An 11,304-nucleotide genomic window follows, 5' to 3' on the forward strand; every position below is an offset into this window, starting at 1 on the left:
GATGTACAAAATCTACTTTTACATCTAAAACCTACTTTTTTCTTTTCTCCACATGCTACGCATTCAAATTCAAGATATCCATTAGATAATAACCCACAATTAAGCATTTTTTCTACTTCCTTAAATACTACTTTTCTTATTTTATATCCATAAAGCTCAACAAAACCTTCCCAATGATCTTGAAATATCTTTTTGATGATTCTTTTACTCATACACCTCACCTTAACTTTTTACATTAATTTACTGGTAATAGTTTACTCAAACTCTAGACTCTTTTTATTTACTAGGCTACGCCTATATTATTTTATCAAAAAAATTTATACTTTCTTAGACAAAAAATAAAAGGGCAGGTTTATACCTACCCTAAACTAGCTCCATACCCCTATCAAATGCTTTTAAATTTATATCTACATATTTTTCTTTAACCGTATCTTTAATTGCTTCTTCCCAATTTACTTCTGTAATATTTAACGCCTTTACTAAAGCTCCTAACATAATTATATTTTGAGTTCTAATGTTCCCTAATTCTCTAGCTGCATTTGCCGCATCTATTACAGTCGTATCTACTTTTTCTTTCAATTCTTCAATAATATCTTCCGGATATTTAACTTGCCCAATCAATACTGGCACTGAAGGAATAGAATAATTATTTACAACAAGCTTTCCGCTTGGCTTAAGATATTCAATCCATCTCATAGCCTCCATTTTCTCAAACGCCACTAAAATATCAGCCTGACCTTTTCCAATTATAGGAGAATATACTTTTTCACCATAACGAACTTGAGTAGTAACACTTCCTCCTCTTTGTGCCATTCCATGAACTTCTGACATTTTTACATCAAAACCAGCATCGACTAAACCTTTAGAAAGTACTTTACTCGCAAGAATTATTCCTTGTCCACCGACTCCAACTAACAATATATTTTTAGTTTCTAACATATTACTCACCCACCTTTACTATTGCATTGAATGGACATACTTGAAGACATACATCACAACCTACACACATTGTATCATCAATAATTGCTCCAACATCCTCTTTAAACGATATAGCAGGACATCCTACTTTTAGACATAATTTACACTTCTTACATTTATCTGATTCTACTGTACATATTTTTCTCTGATCTAATCCATATTCTTCAACTTCTTCTTTTGGCGATTTTTTAAGAACACATGGCCACTTAGTTATGATAACTACAGGTTCATCAGTATTAATCGCCTTATCTATAGCTTTTTCAGTTTCTTCTAAATCTAATGGATTAATAACTTCAATATGTTTAACCCCTATTGCCTCGCAAATTTTTACTAAATCTATCTGTTCTGTAACTTCACCCATCAATGTAAAACCTGTACCCGGATTTTCTTGGTGTCCAGTCATTCCTGTTATTCTATTATCAAGTATAATAGTTGCTGCATTACCCTTATTATATACAATATCTATAAGTCCGGTAATACCCGAATGGAAAAATGTAGAATCACCAATAACTCCAAATACTTTAGTATCTTTTCCATTAACTTCAAATGCTTTACTAAATCCATGCCCTGCACTTACACTTGCACCCATACATATACAAGTATCCATAGCTTCTAATGGTGGTGCCGAACCAAGAGTATAACATCCTATATCACCAGTTATTACAACATTTTTCTTCTTGCTTAATACATAGAATAATCCTCTATGCGGACAACCTGCACACATTGTAGGTGGCCTTGAAACAACCTTCTCACTATTCATTTCAATAATTTCTTTCTTTTCACCTAATAATGCTTCTCTAATTATGTCAGGATTAAGCTCGCCAACATTTGGTATAATTTCTTTTCCAACAACATCTATACCCATTGCCTTAATTTCAGTTTCTAAATATGGTTCTAATTCTTCAATTACATATAATTTATCCACCTGATCAGCAAATTCTCTAATTTTTTGTTTTGGTAGCGGGAATGTCATGCCTAATTTTAAATAAGAAGCACTATCTCCAAAAACTTCTTTAGCATATTGATAAGCAACGCCTGATGTAATAATGCCTATACTCTTATCATTAAATTCAACTTTATTTATTGGTGTATTGTTACTATATTCTTCTAATTTCTTTAACTTCTCCTCTAATTTTACATGTAGCACTCTACCATTAGCTGGTGTAGCTACATATTTAGCGATATTTTTATCATATTCTTTAATTCCTACTTCTTGTCTTTCTTCTAGTTCAACTAAAGTTTTACTATGGCATATTCTTGTAGTTAATCTTAAAAGAATCGGAATATCAAATTGTTCACTTATTTCATATCCTAATTTAACAAAATCTTTAGCTTCCTGACTATCGCTTGGCTCAAGCATTACCAATTTTGCTGATTTAGCATAATATCTATTATCCTGTTCGTTTTGTGAACTATGCATACCAGGATCATCTGCTGTTACTAATATGCATCCTCCATTTACTCCAGTATACGCAAAAGTAAACAAAGGATCCGCTGCTACGTTAACACCTACATGTTTCATAGCAGCAATCGATCTTGCTCCTGCTATTGATGCACCAATCGCCACCTCTAATGCAACTTTTTCGTTTGGTGCCCATTCTGAATAAATTTCTTTATATTTTGCTATGTTTTCTAGTATCTCCGTACTAGGAGTACCAGGATAAGCTGAAGCCACAGTAACTCCTGCTTCATATGCACCACGAGCTACAGCTTCATTGCCAGTCAATAATTTTTTCATTTTTTACACCCCTTTACATTTTTTATATATTCGCAGCTATTACACTACCTAAAGCTATTGAATTCAATTTAGCCTCATGAGTATCAGCCCTTGAAACTAATACAACTGGTACTTTAGCTCCCATAATAATTCCTGCCGATTGAGCTTTAGCAAAATAAGTTAAACTTTTACCCACGCCATTCCCCATTTCAATATTAGGCATAAGTAGTACATCGGCATCCCCTGCAACCTTACTTTCAAACTTTTTAATTTTTGCTGCCTCTTTAGATATAGCTAAATCTAATGCTAGAGGCCCTTCTATAATTACGCCTTCACCAAATTCATTGTTTTCTCCTAATTCTTTTAAACTGTTAGCGTCAACAGTAGCTGGCATTTTAGGTGAAACTTTTTCTTTCGCTGCTAATGCAGCTATTTTTACAGTTTCATATCCTAAAGCCCTACAAGCTTTAATTGCATTTTTTACAATTTTAATCTTTTCTTCTAATCCAGGTGCAATATTCATACCACCATCAGTCAAGAAAAGCAACTTATGATAAGTTGGCACTTCATATACCATTACATGACTTAATAAGCTATCAGTCCTTAAACCATATTCCTTATTTAACACTTCTTTTAAAAGGATAGATGTATCAATTAACCCTTTCATTACAAAATCCGCTTTGCCTTCATTTACATATAAAACTGCAGTTTTAGCCGTTTCAGTTAAATCTTTTACATCAACTTTTTCAAACCTTTCAATATCCAAACCATATTTACTAGCTATATTTATTGTCTCATCAATATCTCCAATAAGAATTGGTTCTACAATCCCCTCATTAGCCGCATCACATACAGCTTTTAAAACTTCATAATCTTGAGAAGCCGCTACAGCAAGTTTCATCTTCTTTTGCTCTTTAGCAATACTCAATAATTCTTTTAAACTCTTTATCACGGTCTTCACCCCTTATGATATCGTTTTCCTGCAATTAAAAACAAAACTCATTTATATTTTATCATAATTTTACTACGTTTTTATTTTATTCTTAATATTAACTATTAAATTATTTTAATATTTAGATTATTTTTAATAATAATCGTACAAAAAAGGGAATGATTATCGAGTCATTCCCTCTATTCTTTCAATTTCCTTCATACATGCTATAGTTATCTCATCTAATGGATTTTCATCATATGCTTTTTGTATATCTTCTTTAGCTTTATCTAAAATACCCATTTGAAGATATGTCATACCTCTATTACACAATATTTCATAATCTTTAGGCCTCTTTTTGTAGGATTCTGTAAACTTTTCAATAGCTTCTTCATATTGTCCTAAATTAGCTAAACAAAGTCCTAATTCATTTAATGCATCTACCTGCCCCGGCACTATACTTAATACACTTTCAAATTCTTTCTTTGCTTTGGCAAAATCACCTATTTGTCTATATCCTAAACCTATTACAAACAATAAATTCCACCAGTCTGTATATTTTTCTTTCAAAGGCAATAACTTTTCAAGCCCTTTTACAGGATCCCCAATAAATATTTCGTTATATCCTTCTTCATAGACTATATCATCCTGCATTTCTAAAAGATTTAGTTTTATTTCTTCTTTTAGCTCTTCATCTTTACTCAACGTCAAAAACTTTTCCCAAATAATCTTACATTTAATAAATTGCTTATTCAATCTATAGTGATAACCGAGTTTATAATATGCTAAAGGATATTCATCATCTATTTCAAGTATATTTTCAAATTGTCTTGTCGCTTCATTTATAAACATGTTAGCTCTTTTTTCATCTCTTAATTCTAAATATTTTTTAGCCCTTTCCTCTAAAGCTACTCCATAATTATATAACCCATCTACATTTTTATCATTTAATACTACTAATGCTCTTAAATATATTAAACCATCATCGAGCAGTCCTTCTTTAATAAACTTCACACCATTATATAATATAAAATCTTCAATTTTTTCATCAAAACTGTATAAAATATCTCTGTATTTTTCAATATACGGGAAATTAGGATCGACTCCAATTGTATATATCATTCCTCTGATTATTGAAGAAATTTTTATTTCATCTTGAGCTCTTCTTTCCTTTATCTCTGTAATAAGTTCATCTACTAAAATAGGCAGAGGTACATTGGAATCTAATTTAAATTTGTTAAATTTAGTATTTGCACTCGATTTTAGTTCTATAAAAGTCAAATTTTCAGTTTTTTCCTTGAAAAATTTCTCTATTCCCCTCATTTTTCATCTCCTTTTCATAACCTTCACTTCTTATTTTTTCTATATCTTCAGTTACATCATATACGGTAACTTTATTAAATACTTTCTTGCTCTCATTATATTTAAAAAGCACAATACCTTCTTTATACAATACTTTATCTATCTCAAAATTATTCTTCATAAAATCCAATATATCAAATGTAAATATTTCAAAATGAACCTTATTAATTATTCTTTTTGCCGGAATATTTACAAATTCCTTTAAATATTTATTGATATATAATTCATTCTGCAAAAATTTATGAATAGTATTTCTATCATCGATTTTTTTATCTGACTTCATAAATTCAGGCAAATTAGATGTTTTATTGTTAAGTAAAAAATCATATTTTAATAATTCTCTAAATATCTCTATATTTTTATTTATCCTATCAAAATAATAATCATAGAATATCCTATATAAACTAACTTTACTGTGAGAAATCGAATCTAGTTTATGCTTTTCCCAATAACTACTAAAATCCTCAAAAAAATCAAAAGGTGTTCGATAATAATTTTTAATAACATATTTTAAACTATTTTCAAAACTTCTACTATTTGAATATTTTTCTAATAAATCTTCAATAGATTTTAATTTTAACATTTCTCCATAATTTATATAGTCATTTTCAAGTACCTCATAAGGAGGTTTATCTAAAAACTTAAATCCGTATTTTTCTCTATCTCTTCTCAATCCTGATCCCTTAAGGAGTTTTAAAAAACCTAATTGAAGCATGTCTGGTTGCAGATTATATACATCATTAAATGACTTTTTGAAACTATTATAATCTTCATATGGTAAGCCCGCTATTAAATCCAAATGTTGATGAATATTGTTATAGCTTTTTATTTTTCTTACAACTTTACTCAATTTATCAAAGTCAGTTTTTCTGCTAATTGCTTCTAACGTTTTATCATTTGTTGATTGAACTCCTATTTCAAATTGAAATAAGCCCTCTGGTACAAATTTAAGAAAATCTAACATTTCATCATCTAAAAGATGTGCTGTAACTTCAAAATGAAAATTTATATTTTTTACATTTTGCGCCATTATGAATCTCATAATTTCAAGGGCATAGTCCTTTTTTGCATTAAAAGTTCTATCTACAAATTTTACCTGTTTTACTCCCGCTTTAATAAGTTTTAATAAGTCTTCTTTTACTCTATCGAGAGAAAAATACCTTACTCCTTTTATAGTCGATGATAAACAAAATTGGCAATTAAAAGGGCATCCTCTAGAACTTTCAAAGTATACAATTTTGTCCTTAAATTCATTTAAATTTCCTTCATACGGAGATGGAATAATATCAAGATTAGAAATCAAAGGCCTAGGATTATTTATAATTATCATTTTATCTTTCCTAAATATTAACCCTTTTATATTTTCATAGTCATTCATACCTTCATCTAAATAATGTAATAATTCCTTAAATGTTTCTTCCCCTTCTCCATATATTATAAAATCAATAAAATCGTACTTTCTTAACAATTCATCGCCATCAAAGGAAACCTCTGGGCCACCTAATATGATTTTAGTCTGTGGCCTTACAATTTTTAATCTTTCGCAAATTTCTAAAGTCTTCTCAATGTTCCAAATATAACATGAAAAGGCTAAAACATCAGGTGCCTGCTTAAAAATTTCTCCTGTAATATATTCGGTATTTTGATTAATTGTAAATTCCATAAGTTTAATATTATCAAATGAATTTATACAGTAACTTCTTAAATATCTGATTGATAAAGAAGAATGAATGTATTTTGAATTTAGTGTAGATATTACTATGTTCATTTATCGTACCTTCCTTCTTATTTCATATAGAAAAGCAGCAAAATGCTGCTTAATAAAAGTCTATCCCTTATCTATCTATTTTACTCCAAACCAGACAATTTCTCCATACTTTTTAAACCCAATTGACTCTGCTAACTTTATTGAAGGTATATTGTCAACTAAAATATGAACATAAGGAATCCAGCCAATGTCAAATACTTTCTTTGCAAGATCAATGCTAACAGACACTGCTAATCCCTTGCCCCTATATTCTTCCTTTGTATACATTATTCCCATTGAACCATCCTCTCTAACTACAGCCCAAGAAATAGGAACGCCATTTTCATCAAAAATAGCCGATGAAGGCCTATTTTTAATACAATCAATTATATATTCTAGAGAATCTTCGCTCTTATATGTATAATATTCATTTACAACTAATGCATCTTTAACTCTTAACTCTTTTACTTCATGTTTAATTCTAGTCAAGTCCAAATCTTTTTTATCCATATAATATAAATAACATTGTTCTTCCCAATCTATTTCTTCTCTATTTTTTATTAAATCATAATATTTCTTTAATACACCCGCAAAATCCTGGCCTTTTAAATTCATATTCTCTAACATATTTTTAGCCACTTCATCTTCTGGGGAATATATTATATTCCATTCATCCGACTTTAATATAAATCCCTTTGGCCTATTTATATTATCTACAATAATCTTCCAATCTTTTGTAAATCTCATTCTACCTAAAACATTTATCGTAGCTATTTTATCATAATCTAATAAATGTTTTATCATTTCTACATTAGATACACAGTGCACTATACCCACTCTCCCTTCATCCGTTTAATATTATATCACGATGATATATTTGTTTTAAAAAACATTTTTATTTTTCCATTTCCCTAATCTGAAATGGTATATTATTATTGCCGCTTCGAGTAAAACAGATAGACTAATTGCTATCCAAACACCGTTTGCACCCATACTAAATACTTTACTCAAAATATATGCCATTGGCAATTTAAAACACAAATTTGCTACTAATGATGCGATCATAGGTGGTGCCGTATCTCCAGCTCCAACAAAAGCTCCACCATACACAATTGGATAAATAACGAAAATTACACCAATATAAACTATTCTTAAATAATTTGCACCTATATTAATCACTTCAAAATCTTTAGTAAAAATAAACATTAAATATTTAGCAAACATAAAATATGGAAGTGAAAATATCAGCATGTTAATTAATGCTAGTTTTATTCCATCTTTTACTATCGATTCAGCTGATTCTATATCTTTTTTACCAAGATTTTGCCCTACAAGGACAGAAATAGATAGATTTAATCCTGCTAAAAAAATAAATACCAAGTTAAATATTCTGCCTCCTATAGTAAAGGCTGCAACTGCTTTTGTACCAGAATAATTTGCAATCTTATACATCACAAGTCCAGTAATAGGCCTAGAAATAGCTTGAACCGCAGAATATGAGCCTATTTTCAAAATCTTACATATTAAATTCATTTTGATACTTAAAACTTGTAAACATTTCTTAATCTCATCATTAAATATTTTTCTTAAAATTATTTTAAACATAAGTACTGAAGCAAAAACATTCGATATGGCCGTTGCAAGTGGTGCTCCCATAAACATAAGCCTTGGAAAACAAAATAGTCCATATATTAGTATAGGATCAAGAATAATGTTTACTAAATTCATAAGTCCAAATATTAACATCGGAGTTTTAGTATCTCCTCTAGCCTGTAATATAGCCCTACCAGTTAAATTAAAAAATACAAAAGGCATACTTAACGAAACTATCTTCAGATAATTAATCGAATTTTTTGCAACTTCTATCTCTACTCCAAATAATTTTATTATAGAAGTAGATAAACTAAAGCCTAATATAGATATCAATATACCTATTGCAATTGAAAGTATTAAAGCTTGTCCCGTTATTTCTAATACCGCTTTATCATCATTTTCTCCAGTCTTTCTAGAGATTAAAGCAATTGCTCCTGTAGCAATTAATTGAGTTATAACAATAATAACACCAATAATTGAAGCACCAATACCAACTGCAGCAGCTTCATTAACCCCTATATTAGAGACAAAATACATATCTATTATATCTAATAATGTCTGTAAAATCTGGCTCACCATAACAGGCCATGCTAAATTCCATATTATCTTTAATCTACTATTATTCTCTAAAATCATATAATCACCTTTTTCAATTATTAATATTTTTATTTTAACATATTTAAAAAAATTTCTAAATTCTACCTTTATAATATGATATAATATTATAAATAAAATATGGAGGTTATGTGTATGTCTTATATGACGATTCGGCAAATAAGACATGAAATGTGTCTAAATAAACTGCGAGAATTAGGCTGCCAAGTTGCATCTATTCAAGGTGTTATGTTTTACGTTAAATATACATTAGATGAATTAAAAATTGAATATATGTATCATATTAATCCCGACAATACATATTATCTAGAAAGAATAAAACCTTATGTAGTTTCAGCAGGTATACTAGAATCGGAAGATAAAGTCGTTAACGCTATAATAATAGACATTGAACAATTTAAAAATGCAAAACATAGTAAAAATTTTAAAGCCTTCATTGAAGTAGATACCGAACTTTCAAAAGCTGTTAGAGCATTTGAAGATTTATACCTATACTATAATATTTCAAGAGAAGACACAGAACTTATAAAAAAAGAAATTAATAACGTCATGGAATTACTAATAGAAGTTAAAAATAGAAGTGATAGAGTATTTTTCAAAAAAGAACCAGAAAGTTTCTAAAATACAACTATTTATTGGAATTAAGCTTTTCTAACAATTTTGAAGGTATTTGTAGATTTTTGTAGAAATATATAAATGATATACGTTCTAAAGGAAGGAGAGTTAAAATGCAGGAATTTGATAAAATATCAATTGCTGAAATATCAAAAAAGGATATGCTTATGATTATTGAAGCTCTTGAATATACAGGTAAGAATACAAATATTGACTCTTTCTTAAAACTTAGAAACAATATTATAAAAGAACTTAGTGAACTTGCCGACAGTACTGAAGATGAATTTATACAGTATTTAAAAAAATAATTTTTTACCCCGTAATCAAACGGGGTTTTTAAATTTAAAAAATCTATAAACTCCTGATTTTGTCTTAATATATGTGATAAATAGCTTTTCTGTTTCTTCTTTATTAATTACTTTGCATCTATTTAAAAGTGAATGATTAAATTCTTCTTGGACATCATATTTAAAAACATCAGGCATATAATAACTTTTTATATAAAGACTTTCTGGATTTATTCTACTTTTTCTAAGTTTTATCAAATAATCTGATAAACTCTGTATAAAATTCTTATCCTTATATTCCATAGTTTTACTGTTGTTTTGGACAATTAAACCTAACATCCCATACAAAAAGAAATTATATGGTATTTGATTAAATTCTTCTATATCACCTCTTAAAATATCTAATACTTTCCCTAATATATAGAAATTATTATTTATTGTTTTTCCATTAAATAAATCTAGCAATTCAATCCTAGTTTTCTCAAAATCTATTACAAAATTCCCGGGAAAAGTTGCAATATCTGCTCTATAATATTTATTATACTTACTAATTAACTCCTTTTGAGATAATTGTATTATTTCCTCTTTTAAATTGATTATAATTTTATCATAATCTTTTTGACTATTTAATATCAAATATAATATTTTAGATAGCATTATACATTCCTGTAAAATAAATATATTACCAGTTGTAAATAAGACATTTTTTATAACCTCTGATAATATAATATCCCATTGAGTATTTGCAGCTACAATTGGAAATATTCTTGCATAAACACTATCATCATTTTCAACCCAGTAAGTTCTATCATCAAATTTATTTACTGAATTTATAAGCAGTTTATTGCTTCCATGTCTATAATTTATCCATAACTTTATTTCTTCTTCAAATCTCGTATATTCTACAATTGTACCTTCAACATTCATCGAAGGTATTAAAGATTTTACTGTAATTATAAATAATTCAACTATATACGACCACTGCCCTTTTATTTTTTTCTGATTTATCGTATCAGACTTACTAGCAAAATATCTTAAGCTATCGCCGTATACAGCATTATTTATAAAATACTTAATTCTATCTTCCAATTTGTCAACACTCCTTTGCTCGATACGTATAGTATAACAAAGTTTATGTATAATCGAGTAGGAGGTAGATGATTAATTCATCTACCGACCTCTCACACCACCGTACGTACCGTTCGGTATACGGCGGTTCATTAGGTTAAGTTCAATTTCTTATACTGCATAGAGAATGTTTTAAATCCTTGATTTAGCCAATACTGATTATTTAATGTCTTATTTAATATAGGACTATTAGATATACGCCAGTACCCCTTTCGGGTATTAGCGTATTGCCATGCCTTATACTCTGGGACTCCTAATCTTTTAAGATTCTTAAATTTGGTCTTAATTTTCTTCCATTGTTTCCAAAGGCATGCCCTTAATCTTCTCCTAG

At 28.9% G+C, this 11,304-nt stretch carries 12 protein-coding genes; 2 read left to right on the plus strand and 10 right to left on the minus strand.

What is annotated here, in order from left to right:
- From BUB51_RS10375 to BUB51_RS10410, 8 genes are all read right to left on the minus strand, one after another.
- A partial coding sequence (locus tag BUB51_RS10375; protein ID WP_200791946.1) for a transposase zinc-binding domain-containing protein occupies window positions 1–212 on the minus strand: 212 nt, incomplete at its 3' end.
- A 151-nt stretch (window positions 213–363) separates the two neighbouring features.
- A complete protein-coding gene (locus tag BUB51_RS10380; RefSeq protein WP_035164721.1) occupies window positions 364–939 on the minus strand; it encodes an indolepyruvate oxidoreductase subunit beta in 576 nt (191 codons plus the stop codon).
- Between the two features lies 1 nt (window position 940).
- Entirely contained in the window at window positions 941–2,716 is a 1,776-nt protein-coding gene (iorA, locus tag BUB51_RS10385) for an indolepyruvate ferredoxin oxidoreductase subunit alpha (protein ID WP_073197591.1), read from the minus strand.
- Between the two features lie 22 nt (window positions 2,717–2,738).
- Entirely contained in the window at window positions 2,739–3,647 is a 909-nt protein-coding gene (locus tag BUB51_RS10390) for a bifunctional enoyl-CoA hydratase/phosphate acetyltransferase (RefSeq protein ID WP_073197593.1), read from the minus strand.
- Between the two features lie 162 nt (window positions 3,648–3,809).
- Window positions 3,810–4,949: a tetratricopeptide repeat protein gene (locus tag BUB51_RS10395; RefSeq protein WP_073197595.1), complete on the minus strand. Its 1,140-nt coding sequence runs from the start codon at window positions 4,947–4,949 to the stop codon at window positions 3,810–3,812.
- Complete coding sequence (locus tag BUB51_RS10400; protein ID WP_073197597.1) at window positions 4,912–6,756, minus strand: B12-binding domain-containing radical SAM protein; 1,845 nt, start codon at window positions 6,754–6,756, stop codon at window positions 4,912–4,914. Before BUB51_RS10400 ends, BUB51_RS10395 begins: the two co-directional genes overlap by 38 nt.
- A gap of 75 nt (window positions 6,757–6,831) precedes the next feature.
- On the minus strand, window positions 6,832–7,572 hold the full coding sequence (locus BUB51_RS10405; protein WP_143153611.1) for a GNAT family N-acetyltransferase: 741 nt from the start codon (window positions 7,570–7,572) through the stop codon (window positions 6,832–6,834).
- Between the two features lie 45 nt (window positions 7,573–7,617).
- A complete protein-coding gene (locus BUB51_RS10410) occupies window positions 7,618–8,964 on the minus strand; it encodes an MATE family efflux transporter (RefSeq protein WP_073197600.1) in 1,347 nt (448 codons plus the stop codon).
- 114 nt (window positions 8,965–9,078) lie between these two features.
- Between BUB51_RS10410 and BUB51_RS10415 the strand changes: the two genes are divergently transcribed.
- Both BUB51_RS10415 and BUB51_RS10420 read left to right on the plus strand, forming a co-directional pair.
- Window positions 9,079–9,564 (plus strand): hypothetical protein, encoded by a 486-nt coding sequence (locus tag BUB51_RS10415; protein WP_073197602.1) that lies wholly within the window; start codon window positions 9,079–9,081, stop codon window positions 9,562–9,564.
- Window positions 9,565–9,671: 107 nt separating this feature from the next.
- The gene (locus tag BUB51_RS10420; RefSeq protein WP_035165095.1) at window positions 9,672–9,866 is read left to right on the plus strand and encodes a hypothetical protein; all 195 of its coding nucleotides are present in this window, start codon (window positions 9,672–9,674) and stop codon (window positions 9,864–9,866) included.
- 15 nt (window positions 9,867–9,881) lie between these two features.
- On the opposite strand, the gene BUB51_RS10425 is transcribed toward BUB51_RS10420, so the two are convergent.
- Window positions 9,882–10,934 (minus strand): hypothetical protein, encoded by a 1,053-nt coding sequence (locus tag BUB51_RS10425; protein WP_073197604.1) that lies wholly within the window; start codon window positions 10,932–10,934, stop codon window positions 9,882–9,884.
- 131 nt (window positions 10,935–11,065) lie between these two features.
- Window positions 11,066–11,304, minus strand: a 239-nt coding sequence (locus BUB51_RS13345) for a hypothetical protein (RefSeq protein ID WP_073196546.1), incomplete at its 5' end; no start/stop codon positions are given.

Source organism: Caloranaerobacter azorensis DSM 13643 (assembly GCF_900129995.1).
In the GTDB taxonomy this organism is placed as follows: Bacteria; Bacillota; Clostridia; order Tissierellales; family Thermohalobacteraceae; genus Caloranaerobacter; species Caloranaerobacter azorensis.

What these genes read in the sequence shown, in the direction of transcription:
- BUB51_RS10420 (WP_035165095.1), top strand. Translation starts at nt 9,672, where the DNA reads ATGCAGGAATTTGATAAAATATCAATTGCTGAAATATCAAAAAAGGAT.
- BUB51_RS10395 (WP_073197595.1), bottom strand. Translation starts at nt 4,949, where the DNA reads ATGAGGGGAATAGAGAAATTTTTCAAGGAAAAAACTGAAAATTTGACT.
- BUB51_RS10400 (WP_073197597.1), bottom strand. Translation starts at nt 6,756, where the DNA reads ATGAACATAGTAATATCTACACTAAATTCAAAATACATTCATTCTTCT.
- iorA (WP_073197591.1), bottom strand. Translation starts at nt 2,716, where the DNA reads ATGAAAAAATTATTGACTGGCAATGAAGCTGTAGCTCGTGGTGCATAT.
- BUB51_RS10415 (WP_073197602.1), top strand. Translation starts at nt 9,079, where the DNA reads ATGTCTTATATGACGATTCGGCAAATAAGACATGAAATGTGTCTAAAT.
- BUB51_RS10410 (WP_073197600.1), bottom strand. Translation starts at nt 8,964, where the DNA reads ATGATTTTAGAGAATAATAGTAGATTAAAGATAATATGGAATTTAGCA.
- BUB51_RS10380 (WP_035164721.1), bottom strand. Translation starts at nt 939, where the DNA reads ATGTTAGAAACTAAAAATATATTGTTAGTTGGAGTCGGTGGACAAGGA.